We start from the raw sequence: 19,381 nt of genomic DNA, 5'->3' as shown, positions 1-19,381 counted from the left end.
TCATGATACAATCTAATTCATTCAATCATGTTGAATCCTGATTGATCAATATCGACTCCCCCTTACCATAAGGAATTGAATCGATGATTAAGAAAAGATCTTTTCTAATGTCCCTGCTGGTGTTTCCATCAAGCTATCTGGTTGTTCTGCTCGGTTTTGATTTGAAGTATTACAATGCCAGTGAGATGGCCTATACGGTTCCCATGTATCCCTGGCCTACCTACATGAAATTTGTGTTAGCAGTTCTCAGTTTTCTTACCACTACGGTAATATTGAGCTACTTCGTTTTTAAACAGGAAAAAGTGAACCAGAATGGCTCAGCCCCTCTCATTCAGGAAGATGCAGAGGAATCAGCATCAAAGGAATTGTGAGGCCGGCTAAAAGAGTTGAACCGCGTGTAAATACAAGCTGATTCTGCAGCAGCGGGGAGTGATCAATCAGATGTATGACGATCAGCTAAATGACAATCTGAAAGCTCTCAGCCTGCTCATTCTGGTTCTGGGTCTCGTTATGATCTGCTATGGCAGTTATTTGATCAGACGCGCCCAGCAGAGTGAATCATGGCCGACTACAGCCGGAAAAATTTCGCGATCAGAAATGATCCTCAGCGATGTTGATAATGACACAGCGAAGTTCAACATCGCTTATGATTTTGTTGTCAATGAAATTCGCTATACATCCGACGTATATCGGTTTGGTGCGAACGGACAAGCTTCTTCCGTTTCAAAAATCAGGGAGAAACACGAACAATATCCGGCAGGCGGGAATGTCGTCGTAGCCTATAACCCCGACAATCCTGCTGATGCCGTGCTTGAGCCGGGAGCGGCAAGCAACGGGCATTTGTTTCTCGTTCTGGGTATTGGGATTGGCATTCTGGGCCCTTTGTTTTTTCGAATCAAGTATTGGTTTTGGATGAAGTCATCGACCATCCGTAAATAGAATCAGCTGGCGATTAATGAAACAGCATTAGAGCCGAAACTCGCCGCACGTCATCAGACAGCAGTTTTCAGTGCTGTCAAGGTTTGAGAGTCACACCGGCATCGGCAATGAAGAGTGCTGAGCAAAGGCCAACTCGAACAATGGAACTGAGACGGGGGACTCGCATATCACAGGTACTCCACGGGTGATTCTTGATCAATTCACTTTCGCGACAGCGTTCTCAGTCGGGGTCTCACCGGGTCATTGGCAGAGTTTGTTGTCTTTGAAGAGGGCCGATTGCAGCGGCTTTTAAATGTTGGATCTGTAACCGCTCCTTTGTGAGCTGTTTTTAGGGTTGTGATCAGTTGTGAACATGGTCAGAATGTAAGTCACAGAGGAATTTTCATTAATCGTACACTGGTTCGTCCATTTCGATATTGTGATTTTATCTTCAGGTTGGGAAACGAATAGGTTGGCTGTAAACGCAGTGAAATTCCAGATTACAGTCAATCAGCGCATCATTGAGCATCAACGACAACAGGAATTCAGGCTGCGGGTATGAGTGACAAACCTTTGGATGCTGATGGTCAGAGTTTGAATATCGATCAGTTGATCGCTGATTTCAAAACTCGCACCGACGCTGGTGAACCGTTCCCCTTCGAGAAATTCATCGCGGAGCATCCCGAACATACCGATGAACTCACTCGGTATTTCAAACAGTGGAATGAGTTAGAAGCTCCATCGCATCCTGACAAAGCAGGAGCTGATAAGTCGTCAATGGGAACCAGCCATTCTGGCAATATCTCAACCGAGGAAGCGTTCGACCATACCGTTGTTCAGGTGTCAGGTGATTCAGAATCGTCGCTCACCCAGGCTTATGATCAGTCAGAGGCGGAATCAGCGACCAGTGTCGAGATCTCCGATTCCTTCGGTCGTTACGCGATTCAAAAGGTGCTCGGGCAGGGCGCGATGGGCGCAGTCTATCTTGCCAAAGATACGCAGCTGGATCGTGATGTCGCTCTGAAAATTCCCAAGTTCGGTGATGGGAACGGCGTTGATGACGAAGAACTGCTCGCACGCTTCTATCGCGAGGCCCGGGCAGCAGCGACCCTGCGCAGTCCCAATATCTGTCCCGTCTACGATGTCGGTGAAATCGACGGTCAGCACTATATCACCATGGCGTTCATTGATGGCCGACCGCTGAAGGATTACACGAAGTCGAAGAAGACTCATTCCGAAAAACAGATTATCACCACGATTCGCAAGCTCGCTTTAGGTTTGGCTGAAGCACACGAGATTGGTGTGATTCACCGCGATTTGAAACCCGCCAATATCATGGTCGATCTGAAAGGTGAGCCGGTCGTCATGGACTTCGGTCTCGCCCGTCGCAGTTCCAGTGATGATGTGCAGGTGACACAAAGCGGAGCGATCATCGGGACACCGGCCTACATGGCGCCCGAGCAGGTGGCGGGCGACCAGTCCGCCATCGATCATCAGGCCGATATCTACGCCCTGGGCATCATCATGTATGAACTGATAACGGGTGAGATGCCGTTCAAGGGAAACCTGATGGCGCTGCTGCAGCAGATTGCGCTCAACAATCCGACGAAGCCTTCCGAATTGCGTCCCGACATTGATCCGCGCCTGGAGGCCATCTGTCTGAAAATGATGGCCGGTGACCAGCAGCAGCGTTACCAGTCCATGACGGACGTCGCGACGGACTTGCAGGAAGTTCTGCGCAACCCCGACGAAAGACACAGGCAGGCACAGGCAAAAAAGAAAGGGCCGAAGCCGAAATCACTTCCTACTGCGAAAGAAGAATCGAACCCGGCTTTGATTTCGATAGACCGTTCCAAATCCTCGGCAGACAGGCTGCGTTCGAAGCAGAGGAAGAAGTCATCGTCGGCGGGCAAGTCAACTGCCGCTTCTAAGTCAAACTCGTCCGGCCCGCCTAAGAAACTGCTGATCGCTGGCGGAATTGGGGGACTGTTGCTGTTGCTTGTGGTTGTTTCTTTCATCCTTCCCGGCAAACAGGATGAGCAGACTGCCGCCTCCGATTCCGTGATCAACCCCAGTGAGAACGGTGAAAAAACGGCAACTCCTTTTTTCGCGAAATCCAACAGCGACGGTAGCAAGACTCCAGGGACTTCTGGAACGAAAGGTAAATATGCTCTCCAGTTCGATGGTACAAGTGTGGTGATAATACCGAATACCAACTGGAGTGAACGCGATGAATTGACCTATGAGGTTTTTGTCCAGGATTCTGATGTCAACAATCATGAGAGCGGGATGAAATATGTCCTCAATCACAATTACACATGTGCTTTACTGCGCTGGATTGATGGATGGGGGTTTATGGCTAATCTGGGAGGTGAGAACGATGAGAAAATGGTGCGTACTTCCTCATCGAAACAACTGCCTGCACCAGAAGACTGGGTCCATTTAGCGGGAGTGATTAAGAACCGTACAATTCAGCTGTTTGTGAACGGGGAGCCGATGGATTTGAAACAGCTCCCCAGAAACGTCAATGCGAAAAGTGGGAAATCAGTTCAACTGGGACCAAAATTTGCTGGAAAAATTCGCGGGGTCAAAATTTCGAAGGTTGCCCGCTTTGACAAACGCTTTGATCCCCCTCAGCAGTTTGCTAACGATGCCGACACCCTTGCTCTCTATCACTTCAACGAAGGCTCTGGCGAGGTTCTAAAGGACTCCTCCGGTAACGGATATGACGGGAAGATCGAAGGAGCCAAGTGGGTGCCATTAGATCAGACTGTTGCAAGCCAGAATTCTGAGAGAAATGATGCACTTTATTTCGATGGAAAAACGAGTCGAGTTGAAGTTCCTGATTTTCAACTTTCCGGCTCCCCACCGCTGACGCTTGAAGGGTGGCTGACGCCTTCTCCAAAGTCGACATCCAATGCCATTTTGTTCTATGGCGGCAAGTTAGATTCTTTGACCATTCAAGTGGGGGGGATTCGCCGCTGGGAATTTGGGGGAAGACAGGCAAGCATCGATCGGCGGGTCGAAGTTTTTGGTCCGAAGATCAACAAGTGGGAGACACGAACGCACGTCGCAGGGCAATGGGATGGTAAATCACTGGAACTCTTCATCGATGGGAAACCAGTCAAACGGAAGGATAACACGGGGAGCTTTTCTCCGCAGGGGATACTCGAAATCGGTGGTCATAATGGCGCTCGGTTTAAAGGCAAAATTGATGAAATCCGCATCTCAAATACACTGCGTTATGAGACGGAATTTACCCCACCAGACGAATTTACCAATGATCAACATACCCTCGCCTTGTATCACTTTAACGAAGGCTCCGGCGACATCCTGAAAGATTCTTCCGGCAACGGGCACGACGGGAAAATTGTCGGGGCAAAGTGGGTGAAAGTCGACGGTGTGTCGAACAATGACGCACAAGTCGGTCCCAATTTGCTCGCCCAGGTCAATCTTGACGAGGATGTACTCCACGGCACCTGGAAACGGGGCAGGGGCTCCGTGCTGCACCCGGAGCGGGTCCAGGGTAAAATGTCACTACTGCAACTTCCGAAGTTCGAGCTCCCAGACGAGTACGATGTGGAGATCATCCTTGAAAGGTCAGCCGATGGGCCCGGAGGAGCTAATCTGGTGTTTAGTTGGTTTGGCTATCAGGCGGCACTCGCAATGGATGGTCTCCCTAAAGGCGCCTGGTTCATTGAGATGATCAATGGCAAGACCGCACAGGAGTCGCCCGCCTATGTAGAGGGGATTCCACTCAAGACCGGAGTCCACCATCGGGTGCGTTTCGCCGTTCGCAAGGATAGCCTGGAGGTCTACCTGGACGACAAACTCGCCATCCACTGGGCCGGCGATCCGAAGCTCCTCTCGCCATTCCCGTGGTTAAAGACCCCTGACGTTGATCGACTGTCCCTGGGTGCCAACTCCGTGATGACATTTCACTCGGTGATGGTCCGCGACGTTGCAACGGACCGCTACCTTGGTACAGAACGGAGCGCGACTTCGCCCCCGCTGCCCGCCGTCGCCCCGTTCGACGCAGTACAGGGGAAAGCACATCAGAAAGCATGGGCGGAATATCTCGGCCTGCCGGTTGAGAAGGAAGTCGAACTGCCCGGCGGCGAGAAGATGGCCTTCGTGCTCATTCCCCCCGGTGAATTCATGATGGGAGCGGGGGAAGAAGAGAAAGCCAGATTCCTCAAAGAAGCGATTGCATCAGATGACAAATACTCTATCCAGCGAATTCCCCTGGAAGGACCGCTGCATCGAGTTCGGATTACGCGACCATTCTATCTGGGAGCTTACGAGGTAACGCAGTCGCAGTGGCAGACGGTAGTCGGCACGAATCCGTCGAAGCATGCAGGCAATCCGACTCATCCTGTTGAAATGGTGAGCTGGGACGAAACTCAGTTATTTTTCGCCAGGTTGAACAAGCAGACAACCGATCCGTCCCTGAAATTTGTTTTGCCCACGGAAGCCCAATGGGAATATGCGTGCCGCGCGGGAACAACCACCCCGTGGTATTGTGGTGATGATGATGAGAATCTGTCGCAGTTCGCGTGGCATTCCAAAAACAGCCGCTCAATAACACAGCCGACAGGGCAGCTGAAACCAAATGCGTTCGGATTGTACGATATGCATGGAAACGTGCTCGAGTGGTGTCGTGACAAGTTTCAGAGAGTGAGGGACGATTACTCCATAAACTCAACTGTCGATGATCCAGTCGGTGTCGCTTCGGGAACTGGTCGCGTGAATCGTGGCGGAGCTTATATCCTCTCTACATCTCGCCAGCGATCAGCGCATCGCAATTTCGAACTGCAGGATCGCAGTTTTCCTATCATCGGATTCCGGGCGGCGATGACGATCGACATGGCGAAGTCGGCGAAAGTGAACCATGACTCGACTCAGACAATCGACCTGTTATCTGATCTCGTGCCCACGACATTGAATTCCAGGAATATGACATGGCAGATGCAAGACGGAATACTTATCGGTAACAGCACTGCATCCAGGAAGAGAAAAGATTGGGCCGGTGCGACGTTTCCACAGGAAATCAGCGGTGATTTTGACATCGAACTTGAGTTGAAGCAATCGGGCTTCGCACCTTTACAGCTTGACTTACCGCTGGGCGATAAGCAGGCGATCCGCCTGCATCTAGGCGGACTCGGCAGTGCACTCATGGTAATTGATGGAAAAGAAGATCGACACGCTGCTCCAGAGCACAGCAACAAGGACGCCAGGTTGAAAAGAAATGTCTGGCAGCGCTTGACGGCGAAAGTCCGCCACCACGGTGAAAACGTCAGCATCGATGTTGCCCTGGACGGAGACCGCGTTGGTCTGTTCTCGGGACTTCGCTCGCGGATTACGTTTCCCAAGTGGGTCAAACCCGATCCAGTCCATGTCAAGTTCGCGGGAACCGGCCATAACGAACTTCAACTGGAATTTCGTCGGGCTATTGTTCACACCAGTCCCGATACGGAAACGAAGATTGATCAAACGCAGCCCAAGTAGACGCTGTCATTCACTGCCGGGGAGGCTCTTTACTCAAACGTCAGCGTGACTTTGTCAATCATCGGCTTCGACTTATTGGCGGTCGTGTCTTTCAGTTTCAGTTCAAAACCGAAGCCATATCCGGCGGGCAGGTCTTTCAGGTCGAGCCTCGCAGGCGTTTTTTTGACGTGCTTCGAGAGCCCGGGCGTGTCTTCGTAAGTCTCTTGGACTTCGTTCCAGTCGGACCACTGGTTGAGTTTGCCGTCGTTGTCGGTATCGACGCCCACGCGGACTTCCACCTGTTCCACCCAGGGTCCGGGGCTGACATAGTCGGTCTGCTGCTGCGTGAACAGGTAGAAACGACCTTCGGCGAAGCCGATGTCGGGGTCCGGGTGTCCTTCGCCGATCTTGTCGCACCAGGAGTAAGGTCCGTCGATGTTCGGACTCGTGAACCAGCCGACACTCATGTGTCCGCCACCGGCAGGATCGTAGTCGCCGAACAGGTAGTATTGAGAGCCGACACAGATCGGGGCCCAGTCGCCGTAGGCTTCCTGTTCGGGTTCATGGACGTTGTACTTGCCGATGTTGGTATTCCAGTCCGGATGCTGCAGCCAGTGTGGGTGTTTGTATTCGGCGATCTTACCGGTATCTTGCGTGCGGTTGTCGACCGGCGGCGCGAGGAACTTCCAGTCTTTGACGCCATCTTCGCTGACAGCATGTGCGGCGAGGGGGGAGTCCCACGAGCGTTTGCTGGCATTGATGGGACTCCAGTCTTCGAGGATCACATGAAAGCGCCCTTCTTTGTCACGAATAAACCCGGCGTCGGAACCGTGTGAAGGATCTTTGACTGCCAGCCCCATGTTTTTGCCGGGTTTGCCGTCGGTGAGATCTTCGTCGATGTAGACATGCGGGTCCTGGTCGTTGGGGTAGTCATAGTAGATATAAACCTTACCGTCTTTATACTCGGCACTGGTCACCCAGCGGGAAAAGCCTTCGGTGACCGGGCCGTGATGCACCCAGTTGACCATGTCGCGGCTCTGCCAGCCATGATATCCGCCGAGCCCCTTTTCCAGTCCGCCCGGTGCATCGAACTGATGTTTCCAGGGAGTGGTCTGCAGTTTCACATCGAAACCGTCGAGCGTCGCAGGCTCTGCCTGGAAGCCTTTCTTTTTCTTAGCGCCGCCGTAGCGACCGAAGACCCAGTAGTTGTTCGGTCCGATCGCCAGAAAGACGGGCGCGTCCTGCAGATTCACCGGACCCAGGTTGGCAACCGGTTCCCAGTTCTGCCAGACGGGTGACTGTTCGATGGTGATTGATTTCGCTGTTTGTTTCTGGTTAAAGCGTTTGGTTTTACTGGTGAAGGTGGCGACTTTGTCTGTGGGGATCGCCGTGCCGTTCTGGATTTCCATGTTGTCTTTTCCGACTGCGGCAGCCTGCCATTCTTTCAGGGTATCGATGACCCAGTCGTCGGCTGCGAAAGCGGATGTGGTGGCGAAAGTAACAGACAGGATCAAGAGGAAGCATGCTCTCATCATATTCATCAGTCTGGTTTCCGGGTGTGTTGAGGGATTGGAATGACGGATTGAGGTCACTCTTCAGGTTAGCCTGACCACGGGTAGATTGCAACATGTGATACGATCGCATGCCTGTTTGTTGTTGTGATGGCACAGTTGAGGGACTAAAATCAGAAAAGACTGATTGACCAATGACCTCGCTGATGCTGGAAGGTTTCTGCCATGTTGCGTGCCCTGCTGTCTGTGATCGTGTTTATTCTGTTGCTGCAGTCGACTGTTTCTGCCGAGCTTAAAAAGCCGAACATCCTGTTCATTCTGGTCGATGATCTGGGCAAGGAATGGATGGGGTGCTACGGTCAGGAGTGGATACAACTTCCCGCGATCGACGAACTGGCGGCGACCGGGATGAAATTCGAGAATGCGTGGTGCATGCCACAATGCACGCCGACGCGGGTGACACTGCTCACCGGGCAGTATCCGTTTCGGCATGGCTGGACCAATCACTGGGATGTCCCCCGCTGGGGCGCGGGCGCTCATTTCGATCCGCAGTTGAATACGACCTTTGCGAATGTGCTGCGCGATGCGGGTTACAAAACGTGTGCCGCGGGCAAGTGGCAGATCGATGATTTCCGCGTGGAACCCAATGCGATGCTGGAAGCGGGCTTTGATGACTGGTGCATGTGGACCGGCTATGAAGCACAGAACCCGCCGAGTGCGAATCGCTACTGGGACCCTTATATCAATATCAAAGGCAAGGGGAGCCAGAGCTACCCCGGCCAGTTCGGCCCCGATATTTTCTGTGACTACCTGATCGACTTCATCGGCAAACATAAAGATCAGCCGATGCTGCTGTATTACCCGATGGTTTTGACGCACACGCCTTTGACTACGACGCCGTTAAACAAGGACGAAACAGACAAGTTACGCCTGTTTCCGGTGATGGTACGCTATGCCGACAAACTGTTAGGCCGACTGATGGCGGCTCTGGACGAAGCGGGCCTCCGCGAGAACACGATCATCGTCTTCACCACAGACAACGGTACCGGCGGCCAGAGCAACATTAAATTTCGCGGCCACTTCGTGCGGGGTGGCAAGACGAAAATGACGGAACACAACGGGACCGCGATGCCGTTTATCGTCAACTGCCCGGGGACCGTTCCCGGCGGGGTGGAGACCGACGCGCTGATCGACTTCACCGATATTCTGCCCACGTTCGCGGAACTGGGGGGCGGCACGCTGCCCGCCGGTCGCGTCGTAGATGGAAAGTCGTTCGCACCGCTGATGCTTGGCAATACGAAAGAGGGGCCGCGCAAGTGGATTCTCTCAATGGGAGGCGGCCCCGCAGCTTTGCGTGACGGACGCGTGCAGCCTGCGCTGGACTACGACGACCGCGTGATCCGCGACAAACATTATAAACTGTGGATCGACTCAAACCGAAAGCCGATCAAACTGTTCAGGATCACCGGAGACCAGTGGGAAGAGCAGAACCTGATTGACTTGCAACTTCCTAAAGTCACCGCCGCGCTGCAGCGACTGACTGCGATTGCAGCGCAGTTTCCCGCGAAAGACGGTGCGCCCATTTACGAGAAGAATCCCCCACAAAAGTGGGACCAGAAACCGGGGATTCCGGGAGCGGGGAAAAAGCAGAAGGGAAAAGCGAAAACGAAGCAGTAATCGTCGTTGCTTTGATACCACCACGAAAAGCACGAAATGGCACGAAAGAAAAGTGAAAGAGGCGGGTTCTTGCAGTGGAGTCTGCCTTTTTGATGTCAGTAGAAACAGGGCGATTCATTCAGGAAGTATTTGCTCTGCAAATAAGAAGGACCGTATAATCGAGCTATGACAAATCGCAGAACTTTTATCAAATCGGCAGCGGGGCTGGGGGCTTCGTTTTCACTGTTCGCTAATTTCAAGGCACGTGCGCAGGAGAGACCCGCTCCCCGCCGTCCTCTGATTCTCTGCAGCCGCGGAGAAGAGTGGGCCGAAAAGGTGCTCCGGCCTGGCTGGGATGTGCTGGAAGCGGGAGGCGACATTCTTGATGCGGTCGAGAAATCGGCCCAGGTGACGGAACTGGATCCCGAAGATCAGTCCGTGGGATATGGCGGATTGCCGAATGAAAACGGGGTCGTGCAGCTTGATGCTTCGTTCATGGATGGCCGGACCCATAATTGCGGATCTGTCGGCGCGCTGGAGAATATCAAGACGCCGTCCTCTGTTGCCCGGCTGGTGATGGAGCGGACCGATCACGTTCATCTGGTCGGCGAAGGGGCCCGCCAGTTTGCCCGGGCACACGGATTTAAAGAAGAGAATCTGCTGACCGATCAATCGCGAAAGATGTGGCTCCGCTGGAAGGAGAACCTGAGCGACAAAGACGACTGGCTGCCTCCCCAAGACGGGAATTACGATCTCGACAAACGGCCAACGGGCACGATCAATATTCTGGCGCTGGACAACACGGGAGACCTGGCGGGCTGCACGACGACTTCGGGTCTGTTCGGCAAACTGCCGGGCCGGATTGGTGATTCTCCCATCATCGGCGCGGGATTGTACGTGGACAACGAAGTCGGAGCCGCAGGCGCGACAGGGCGGGGTGAAGAAATCCTGCGGACGTGTGGCAGCTTTTTCGTCGTCGAACAGATGCGGGCAGGCAAGAGCCCCCGCGAAGCGTGCGAGGCACTTTGCCAGCGGATTGTAAAGATCAACGGCGGCGCAGACAAAGTCGATTTCAACGACAAGATCGTCGCCATCAATAAAAATGGGGAAGCTGGCTGCGCGGCGATTCGCGGTCGGAGAGACAAGCCACCCCAAGCGGCCATTATTACTGCTGCGGGAATCGAAATCATCGAGGGTTCTTACCTGATTGAGACCTGATCTTTTTTCAGCAGGAAAGATCACTCTGCTCGGATACGGCCTGATTTACTGTTTCCGCGATTGCCAGTACTGTTTTGACGCGGTGAATCAGATGCAGGATCATGATGAGCAGAATCAGCATGGCGAGGGCGAGGACGAAGGCCAGAGGGCTCGCCTCAGGTGAGCCCTCCATGGCGAGGGTGAGTAGAAAGGTGACAACCATGATAGCGACGTAGGCCAGCCGGCGATTTTCAGCCCTCCGGGCCAGGTCCGGTCGTTCTTTTGAGAGTGCAAATTCGCGAATCCCGCCGAGCAACTGCCAGATCATGACGCAGTTCGTCACCTGCCTTACAAAATTAAATAGAATCGCAGAACTACCGTCAATGGCGAAATGAATCAGCCAGAGCAGAGCCAGAATCAGGCACAGCGTTTGCGCCATCAGGAAACGAGGCGACAGCGAAGCGAGACCATAACAGCCTGCTGCCATCAGGAGGTAACCGATGCCATCCGGCAGCAGGTCAAAGCCATTGAACGAAAAATCGAGCATGACGATGAACAGGCCCCAGAAGATTTGTGAAAAACGGAATATCAGCTTTGTCGAACTCACGTCTCTTTTTCCTGCAGGATGATGTGTAATCAGTTCATTCTCAGTTTACTGTGTTCGCCACGAAAGTGAAAGCAGATCGTGTTCTCCTCAATTCGTATTAGGCACCGTTTCTGTTTTCGGATCGACCTTGTTTCCGAATTTTGCAACGTACTTACTGCCGGGTAGAAACTGGTCATTCTGGGCAGCCAGTTTTTTGTTGAGCAGGGCATTGAGTTCGGCCTGGACTTGTGCGATACCTGGATCGTTGCAGAGGTTTTGTTGCTGAAAAGGATCCGCCTGGTTGTCGTACAGCAGCCCGGGACCTTTGAGATCGCGGACGTAAGTGTATCGGGTAGTTCGCAGGCCCCGGTATTCTTTGCCGCCTCGACTTCGCTTCCATTCACCGAAGGGGGCAGGGCAGGTGATGACTGTCGCACCGTCGGAAGGATTTTCATCGCCACGCAGATAACCGCTATAGTCCAGCCCTTCGACGCTGGCAGGGATCTTGAGTTCGCAAAGACCCAGCAGTGTCGGCATCAAGTCTTCGGAATTGATGGGAGTATCGAGAGTGCGACCTTGAGCGTGCTCCGGTCCATTCAACCGGAACAGCACCGGCACAAACGGAACTGGAAAAGAAAATTCCCTGCATGAATGCTACTTGTCTGAAGGGCCTTTTGTCTTTTGAAATTCGCCATAAGGAACGCCCACGACGCCGTCCGATATTTGTCTAAGATCAAAGATTCCCGTCTCTGGCGTCGGTTCCAGTAGTTTTTCGCTGAACGTTTTCGGATCGCAGGGCTTGTTGACATCTTTCCAGGTGAGAGTCAATCGCTGTGCATCATCCTCAGTCCCCTTGGATCTCCGAGAATAGTAAACGGTTTGCCCGGGAACTTTAACGCCATCGACTTCATCAAAATCGTTCTGCAGTGCCAAATTCACTTCCCATTCATCCGACTCCCTTTTCTGTGACCAGAAAATCATTCGGATCAGGTAGCAGGGTTCGTCTGCGGTGACTTCGAAAATCGCATGATATTTTTTATGCATACTTTTGGGATCACTATTCTCGATCACCTTGTGAATGATCCAGGGTTCGTCTGCCTGTTTTTCGACGAAGAACTGCCCCTTTTTAAAAACCGAGTTCTGGACAAAAACTTCATGCATCTGCGGTCGGCCCAGCAGGAAATGGGGGATGTAGGTCAATGAAAAAACAGGAAACAGGTCACAATATTTGGATGTGGGAATAAAGTCTTTCTTTCGGATCAAAATTCTTTGTCTGCCACTATAGGTCGGGAAACTCTCTGACAGAAACGTATCCTCTGTCGATCGGACAAAGGCACAGTTTTTTTCAGCGGTGCTGGTCCACTGTGCCCAGAGCGATGGTTTGACCTGGGTATCAAAGGTGAGCGTGGTCAGGATGAGCGGTACCCGTCCCCGATGTAAACGCGGTGGCAGAAACTTTTCGGTTTCGATGACTACGGTTCCCGATTTGAGGTGACTGTCGGGACGCATCGCTAGCTTGAGCCGCTCCAGACCCTCTTTCAGGGAAGCGTTTGACTCACTGGGAATCTCTGGATGTTTTGCCTGTTTGAGTTTGAGTATCGAGTCGGGCAGTTTCTCGGGCCATTTCAAAGGATCGGCTGCCAAGACAGAAACACCTGACAGAGAAACACCCAGCATCACTGTCAGCACAGTCAGGAGGACGCGATTGTTGCAATTCATGACTCTTCTCCTCGGGAATCGGACAGGCAAGGGAGCAGCAACTCTCGAATGAAAAACGCCTGCACTCAAAGCAAAACGGCATTCTGGTAAAGATTAATTCCAGCAGAGAGGTGGCCTTGGTACAATTGCACATTGTGGCATCTCTATCCACGTGCGTCAAATACTGAAGTTCAGTTTCTCAGCGAAAGGCTGCCGCCATGCTTCTGAATTACATACGAATCCCGTTGATTTTCTGTTGTGCCTGTTCGTTGCTCCTCCTGTCGGGGCAGGGAACAGCGCGCGGTGCGGACGCGGTTCCCGAGCGGCTGATCAAAGCCTGGGAGGCCTCCCGGAACCGGTTCCAGTCTCTGTATCTCAAAATCCGCAATGACACCACATCCCCTTACGAGTTAACCGAACTTGCCAGGATGACAGGGCGGGTTTCCTTCGTAAAAGCGACGGAAATTGTCGCCTTTGATGCAGAGCGTCAGATCAAACGATTCCAATGGGATGAACAGGAGCACGCGAAAAAAGATGAGCAGGGGAACTACACGCTGGAAACGATACGCAGCCACGAATGGGTGACCGCGACGGAAGGGGGCCTCAATCGAAATGTCCCACTGCCTGGCAACGTGGGAATGCAGTATGGAAAAAACTATTATCCCTTTCGCAATCTGGTTCAACGATCGACTTACATGCGCGCCATCGCCCTCTATGTCGAGGATCCACTGGCTTCGCCGGAGGACATCAGCAATGCGAAATGGTCATCACTGCCCGAGGCTTTGAAACTCCGCGACTTCCAGTTGCTCAAAGAAGACGCGGATGAGTTCGTTATCAGCTGGACCGGGAAAATTCCAGCCAGCGGAAAGCCAGCCCGACAGGTTTTCACGATCAGTAAGAAATACGGCTTCCGGGTGAAAAGCGAGAAGTTCTACCTGATGCCCCAGGAGCAGCTCATTTCCTCCTGCGAGTGTCGCGATTTTCGTGAGGCTGCTAAAGATATCTGGCTACCTTACGAAGTGAAAGAGCAGTTTTTTCGGGACGACAGGTTGCTCACCCGCACGACAATGAAGGTCCTGGATGCGAAAGTCAACCAGGATATTTCGCGTGATACCCATTTCGAATTCGCGCCCGGCACCCAGGTCACGGATTTGTCTCAAATGACTTCTGCACAGGTGAAAGATTTGAAAGAGACCCGCAACCTGGGGTACGCCCGGGAGTTTACAGTGGGTGGAAAAAAGAGTGGGGAACTGAAGTGACTGGTCTTTCCGCATCATCAGAAATCAATGCAGGTATCAGGGATAATAAAGGGCCAGGGTTTACTGATAATGAGTCCTCTTCCCGTCATTGTATCGCCATCAGTTCCTGCTGTAATTCGGTGATTGTCTGATAGCGTTTCCGGGGATCATCGGAGAGACAGCGTTTTACCACACGGAAAACGGGTTTCAGTTCCATTTCCCTACTGCGGTGTATGAACGGTTTCTCGGGCAGTCTGCCTGTGATCAGCGTCCATAAAAGTACGCCCAGGCTGTAAATGTCTGTTGCCGGTGTGGGCAGACTCTGGTGGCTCAATATCTCTGGAGCGATAAATCCCGCTGTGCCTCCAATGCTGTTTTCCACAGTAGCACCATTGGCGATCAGGAATGCGAACCCGAAATCGGTTACCAGAACATTACCATTTTTGTCCTGCAGAATATTTCCCGGTTTGAGGTCGCAGTGAATGATTCCCTTGTCGTGCGCGTAGCTGATTGCGTCCGTCACATTTTTGAGAATGCCCAGCGCTGCTTTGATGGAAAACGGTTGTACGTCCAGTTGAGACTGCAGGTCGATGCCCTCCACATAATCCATGACCATAAAATATCCACCTCCCGGGAATCGACCGAGTCCCTCGACGCGTACAATATTGGCGTGATGCAACCTGGTAAGCAGCTGTGCCTCTTTGACGAACTGGGCCACCGCGCGGCGATCGGACTGACGTGATTTGTGGAGCGACTTGATGGCTGCCTTCTGTTTTGTACCTTTTACTCTGGCTCGGAATACTTTTCCCATGCCACCTGAACCCAAAAGCTGCTCCAGAACATAATCCGAATAGAGCAGGGGAGCCTCGTACTCCACCACGGACGTTGAGGATTGAACATCGGTGGTGACACCAGGCAATAGTCGTTGTTCAATCTTCCGCCGAGCGTTTGCCAGTAATCTGCGGACCGTTCTTTCTGATCTGTTGACGGATTTACTGATCTCCGGGTTCTCTTGACCCTGGAGACTGGCCATCAGGACCATACGTTCTTCCGGTGGAAGATCTCTGATCACCGTGTGCAGTTCTTCAATGATCGCGACAACTTCCCCTGCCGACGGTTCCGGCGTCCTCGCTGCTGCAGTGGCGAGGTCTGTGGGATCTTCATGGTGGACGCTTCTTTTGGCCGCCGTATGTTTTTCAATCTGACCATACAGCTTGTGAAGTGCGATGCTGGCCAGCAGCCGCCACAGATCACCTGTCTCCTTCAGCTGGTACTCATCACCACTGGCATGCACAAAAAAACTGCGATAGGCCGATTGTACGATGTCCTCGGCGTCGACGCGACGACCCAGTTTGGAGCCAATGCGGCTGCGCGCCAGGGCGATGAGCCTGGCGACATAGCGGTCAAAAATGGCAGTCGCCGCTTCGCTCTGGCCCGCCTGGTACATCTGCAGCAGCTCTTGTGAATTCAAGTTCGACACTTTCGTAAACGATTCCCGACTATCGACAAAGTTCATTTCAGAAGAAGATGGGAGGATTTCTCGAATTTTTGAAAGATTCTCTGACCAATCTTACCCGAAAACCGGATACACCCTGGGAGAAAAGACTCCTGAAAGATCAATTAAGTTCGGAATTCGTTTTTGAAAGGACCTGAAATGGCCTACGTTGTGACCGCCGCCTGCTCTGGCTGCAAATATACAGACTGCGTTGTCGTCTGCCCCTGCGAATGCTTCCGCGAAGGAGACCAGATGCTTTACATCGATCCGGAGGAGTGCATTGACTGCGACGCGTGCCGCACCGAATGCCCTGTCGATGCCATTTATTACGAGGACGATGTCCCGGACCAGTTGCGGGAGTATATTCAGCTCAATGCAGAGATGGCGGCTAAGACTCCCCCCATTACTGAGAGGAAAGCCCCTTTAAAATGAGGTACAAAGAAGGTTACAATGTTGAGTTTTGTTAATGAATGCAATACAGCTGGCTGCCGGTTCTCAGCACCAGGTAACCGTTCACAATGCCCGCGCCATAGAGGGTCGGGCGGGAGAACATGGCGGCGGAACGGCGGCGTTCTTCTGAATCTTCGGCGGCAGTCGGATTGTTGTTGACCGGGGGGGCGTCTTCGGTCCAGAGTTCGTTTTCTGCGATGACTTTGAATTCGTTGCCCGCCTGCAGGACGGTGGTGACGCCGTTTTTACCAAAGAAGTAAATGTGATCTCCCAGCCCGACCGGTGTGGCCCAGCAGGATTCCTTGATGCGGCTGGTAAAAACTTCCTTGCCGTCAATCGCGTCGAAGCAGTAGACCACGCCGACCCGGTTCACCCAGTACGCATTTCCGCGATAGACGATGGGGGTTGCCCAGGAAGGGACCGGGCTCGGGTTGGTCCAGACGAACTGAGGCTGCCAGGTCTGATCCTGCTGTTTGACTTCAAACAGGCCGTTGGATTTTTTCGCCAGTTCGTTGTTATCGCCTTCACGTCCGGGGGAAGCACCGATCAGAAATTGTCCGTTGCCGGCGGGGACGGGGCTGGTCTTGTTGTTGCCACCCACCTGCTCGTAGGTCCATAACTGTTTGCCCGTCTGGGGATCGTAGCCGTCGACAGAACCGGCCGAACTGCAGACAACCTGAAATGTCTCGCCCACCGGAACCAGCATGGGCGAACTCCAGCTCGCGCGGCTCTTGCGGTCGGTTTTCCATAATTCGCTGCCGTCTGCTTTGCTGACCGCGGTCAGGTAGGAAGGGCCTTCGTCGTCGATCAGAATCATCAGTCGATCCTGCCATTGAACCGGAGAGGCGGACAGTCCAAATTTATTCTGCGGGGCACCGTAACGTTTTGTCAGCGAGGCCGCCCACTTCCGTTTTCCCTCATGTGATAACGCAACGATATCGCCACTTTCAAAGTAGGCGTAAATTCCATTCTCATCCAGAACCGGAGTGGGAGCCGCCCGGCTGATATACACGCTGTTTTTCTCTGGATTAGTCGAAGGTTCTATATGATCCCAGAGCTGCTTGCCGGACTGCAGCGAATAGCAGACGACGTGCAGTTTTTCTTTCTCTGGTCCCTCGACCGAAGTGACATATACCTGATCTCCCCAGATGACCGGGCTGGACTGACCATAGCCGGGAATGTCGGATTTCCATTCCAAATGTTTCTCAGGCGACCAACTGGTGGGAATGGAATCGGCTTTGATGGCGGAGGTTCCCGCACCCAGAAAACCGGGCCAGCGATCCTGGGCAGATAAGTTCATTGTGAACAGCAGTAACAACAAGACGACAATACGCAGACTCATTCGATCTATCCTCATTTGATTCAATTCAGGGGAAACGCTCCCGGCCCCGATTCTGTCGGCTGACCAGAGAGTCCATCAGAGTGCGCGGATGGTTTCCTCCGGAATTGATTCACGGAGCCTGCCCGGCTTGAAGGCGGTGATCCTCACAGTGGTATCTTATCACGCCATCACAGAATAGTACATTGACCTCGCGCCTACTTAAATGAGTTCCGGATGTGGATATAGAGAATGCATTACCGCAGCCCGTCTTCAATGGGACTCCACCAGCCAATGGCGTTCGGCTTGCCCAGCCGACAGTCTTCCGGCGTCGGCAGATCTCCCACAAAGTCATGAATGATGCCGTACGAATCAACGAACCGCCCCCACAATTCCGCATACGCCTGTTCGACACCGCTGCGAGCAGGTTGCGTAGCAGGCTCAACGGCAGGGACTGCAGAGAGTGGAGTCACTAACAATGCGAGGAGCAAAGTACCGGAGTATTTTTGTATTTTAATGAGGGTTTCATTGGAGAACCTTCTTTAGAACGCGATTCTTATTTTCTATCAAACTATTTCAATCAGCATACCGTCGTACCGTGAAACCCCAGTAGAGGGTGGAGACCACCAGAAACAGGGCGCTGATGGCACAGACGCCTGACCAGCCGTAATGGGTCCAGCTCCAGACGCTGCCCGCGGCGCCCAGCGATCCGCCGGCGAAGTAGGTGACGATGTAGATCGTGCCCAGGCGATTGCGCTCCTCCGGGGCCAGGCTGTAAATCCGCGACTGATTGCCCACGTGGACCGCCTGGATGCCCAGGTCCATCACCACGACGCCGATTCCCAATCCGAGCAGAGATTCTCCCCAGAGATAAAAAATGCCGAATGAGGAGAGGGTGAAGAGTTGGAACAGACCGATGATCGGCCGGGCCCCGAACCGGTCCGCCAGTCGCCCAGTGATGCCGGCGGCGATGGCACCTCCGATGGCCAGCAGTCCCAGCATGCCGGTCACGTCACTGCCGTAATTCAAGGGGGGGCGTTCGAGGTGAAAGGCGAGCGTCATCCAGAAGGCACAGAACGCGGCCATGCTCATACTGCCGAACAGACACGATTCACGTAGTACTGGTTCCGAACGGAAGATTTTCCACATCGAGGTCAGCAGGCGAAAGTAGGGCATGTGGATCTGTGGCGTGGTACTCGGAAGGTAACGCCAGAGTAGAATGAACAGACAGACGAGCATGCCTGCTGCGATGAAATAAATGGACTGCCAGTCGATCAGCTTTCCCAGGAATCCGCTGATGGTTCGACAGAGCAGCAGGCCGGTCAGGAGTCCGCCGACCACGGTGCCGACAACCTGCCCGCGCTGTTCGGGGCTGGCCAGACTGGCGGCGAGGGAAATCGTCATATGCGTGCCTGTGGTCGCCAGTCCCAAAGCGAGGCAGGCGAGCGAAAGCGAGACGACGCCGTGAGCTGTCCCGACCTGCAGCAGTGCGCAGATCGAAAGGAAGACCGAAATCAGGATCAGGGGACGGCGGTTGAAAATATCGCCCAGGGGCAGGATCAGCAGCATCCCCACGGACTGGCCAATCAGACTTAAAGTAGCGGCGCTGCCGACTTCCCCTTCGGTCAGTCCCAGGTCAATGGCGATCAACCCCAGCAGAGGCTGCATGTAATACATGTTGCCGACCACCATGCCGACCGTCGTCGCCAGGAGCAGCGTCATACTTTTACTTAAGCGTTCAGCGGGAGGAGTGGCATGTCTCTCTCCGTCTATCTCGGCAGGCGGGGTCTCCTGTTGCGTTGTTTTCGTCATCACACGTTGTATCTA

15 protein-coding genes are annotated in these 19,381 nt (G+C 53.2%); 7 read left to right on the top strand and 8 right to left on the bottom strand.

What is annotated here, in order from left to right:
* Positions 1 to 83 precede the first annotated feature (83 nt).
* The 3 genes from Pan161_RS12295 to Pan161_RS12285 all read left to right on the top strand — a co-directional run bounded on the left by Pan161_RS12295 (position 84) and on the right by Pan161_RS12285 (position 6,426).
* A complete protein-coding gene (locus Pan161_RS12295) occupies positions 84 to 371 on the top strand; it encodes a hypothetical protein (protein ID WP_145227186.1) in 288 nt (95 codons plus the stop codon).
* A 70-nt stretch (positions 372 to 441) separates the two neighbouring features.
* The gene (locus Pan161_RS12290; protein ID WP_145227184.1) at positions 442 to 939 is read left to right on the top strand and encodes a DUF3592 domain-containing protein; all 498 of its coding nucleotides are present in this window, start codon (positions 442 to 444) and stop codon (positions 937 to 939) included.
* 537 nt (positions 940 to 1,476) lie between these two features.
* Complete coding sequence (locus Pan161_RS12285; protein ID WP_145227182.1) at positions 1,477 to 6,426, top strand: protein kinase domain-containing protein; 4,950 nt, start codon at positions 1,477 to 1,479, stop codon at positions 6,424 to 6,426.
* A 29-nt stretch (positions 6,427 to 6,455) separates the two neighbouring features.
* On the opposite strand, the gene Pan161_RS12280 is transcribed toward Pan161_RS12285, so the two are convergent.
* The gene (locus Pan161_RS12280) at positions 6,456 to 7,946 is read right to left on the bottom strand and encodes a glycoside hydrolase family protein (RefSeq protein WP_145227180.1); all 1,491 of its coding nucleotides are present in this window, start codon (positions 7,944 to 7,946) and stop codon (positions 6,456 to 6,458) included.
* A gap of 195 nt (positions 7,947 to 8,141) precedes the next feature.
* On the opposite strand from Pan161_RS12280, the gene Pan161_RS12275 reads away from it, so the two are divergent.
* Complete coding sequence (locus tag Pan161_RS12275; RefSeq protein WP_145227178.1) at positions 8,142 to 9,593, top strand: sulfatase-like hydrolase/transferase; 1,452 nt, start codon at positions 8,142 to 8,144, stop codon at positions 9,591 to 9,593.
* 165 nt (positions 9,594 to 9,758) lie between these two features.
* Positions 9,759 to 10,790 carry a N(4)-(beta-N-acetylglucosaminyl)-L-asparaginase gene (locus Pan161_RS12270; protein ID WP_145227176.1) on the top strand — a complete coding sequence of 344 codons (1,032 nt, stop codon included), beginning with the start codon at positions 9,759 to 9,761 and terminating at the stop codon, positions 10,788 to 10,790.
* A gap of 7 nt (positions 10,791 to 10,797) precedes the next feature.
* Here the strand turns inward: Pan161_RS12270 and Pan161_RS12265 are convergent, their stop codons facing one another.
* The 3 genes from Pan161_RS12265 to Pan161_RS12255 all read right to left on the bottom strand — a co-directional run bounded on the left by Pan161_RS12265 (position 10,798) and on the right by Pan161_RS12255 (position 13,074).
* Positions 10,798 to 11,376: a hypothetical protein gene (locus tag Pan161_RS12265; protein WP_145227175.1), complete on the bottom strand. Its 579-nt coding sequence runs from the start codon at positions 11,374 to 11,376 to the stop codon at positions 10,798 to 10,800.
* A gap of 87 nt (positions 11,377 to 11,463) precedes the next feature.
* On the bottom strand, positions 11,464 to 11,973 hold the full coding sequence (locus tag Pan161_RS12260; RefSeq protein WP_197995845.1) for a sulfatase/phosphatase domain-containing protein: 510 nt from the start codon (positions 11,971 to 11,973) through the stop codon (positions 11,464 to 11,466).
* 36 nt (positions 11,974 to 12,009) lie between these two features.
* A complete protein-coding gene (locus Pan161_RS12255) occupies positions 12,010 to 13,074 on the bottom strand; it encodes a hypothetical protein (RefSeq protein WP_145227173.1) in 1,065 nt (354 codons plus the stop codon).
* 197 nt (positions 13,075 to 13,271) lie between these two features.
* On the opposite strand from Pan161_RS12255, the gene Pan161_RS12250 reads away from it, so the two are divergent.
* The gene (locus Pan161_RS12250) at positions 13,272 to 14,312 is read left to right on the top strand and encodes a hypothetical protein (RefSeq protein WP_145227171.1); all 1,041 of its coding nucleotides are present in this window, start codon (positions 13,272 to 13,274) and stop codon (positions 14,310 to 14,312) included.
* An 85-nt stretch (positions 14,313 to 14,397) separates the two neighbouring features.
* Here Pan161_RS12250 and Pan161_RS12245 read toward each other — a convergent pair whose 3' ends face one another.
* Positions 14,398 to 15,762, bottom strand: coding sequence for a sigma-70 family RNA polymerase sigma factor (locus Pan161_RS12245; RefSeq protein ID WP_197995844.1), 1,365 nt, complete (start codon positions 15,760 to 15,762; stop codon positions 14,398 to 14,400).
* Positions 15,763 to 15,945: 183 nt separating this feature from the next.
* Between Pan161_RS12245 and Pan161_RS12240 the strand changes: the two genes are divergently transcribed.
* Positions 15,946 to 16,218 (top strand): ferredoxin family protein, encoded by a 273-nt coding sequence (locus Pan161_RS12240; protein WP_145227167.1) that lies wholly within the window; start codon positions 15,946 to 15,948, stop codon positions 16,216 to 16,218.
* A 31-nt stretch (positions 16,219 to 16,249) separates the two neighbouring features.
* Here Pan161_RS12240 and Pan161_RS12235 read toward each other — a convergent pair whose 3' ends face one another.
* The 3 genes from Pan161_RS12235 to Pan161_RS12225 form a co-directional block, all read right to left on the bottom strand.
* On the bottom strand, positions 16,250 to 17,578 hold the full coding sequence (locus tag Pan161_RS12235; RefSeq protein ID WP_145227165.1) for an outer membrane protein assembly factor BamB family protein: 1,329 nt from the start codon (positions 17,576 to 17,578) through the stop codon (positions 16,250 to 16,252).
* A gap of 233 nt (positions 17,579 to 17,811) precedes the next feature.
* Positions 17,812 to 18,027, bottom strand: coding sequence for a hypothetical protein (locus Pan161_RS12230; RefSeq protein ID WP_145227163.1), 216 nt, complete (start codon positions 18,025 to 18,027; stop codon positions 17,812 to 17,814).
* A 103-nt stretch (positions 18,028 to 18,130) separates the two neighbouring features.
* Positions 18,131 to 19,366 (bottom strand): MFS transporter, encoded by a 1,236-nt coding sequence (locus Pan161_RS12225; RefSeq protein WP_145227161.1) that lies wholly within the window; start codon positions 19,364 to 19,366, stop codon positions 18,131 to 18,133.
* Positions 19,367 to 19,381: the final 15 nt, after the last annotated feature.

Origin of the sequence: Gimesia algae (assembly GCF_007746795.1) — a bacterium.
GTDB lineage: Bacteria > Planctomycetota > Planctomycetia > Planctomycetales > Planctomycetaceae > Gimesia > Gimesia algae.
This window is presented reverse-complemented; position numbering and strand designations above follow the sequence as displayed.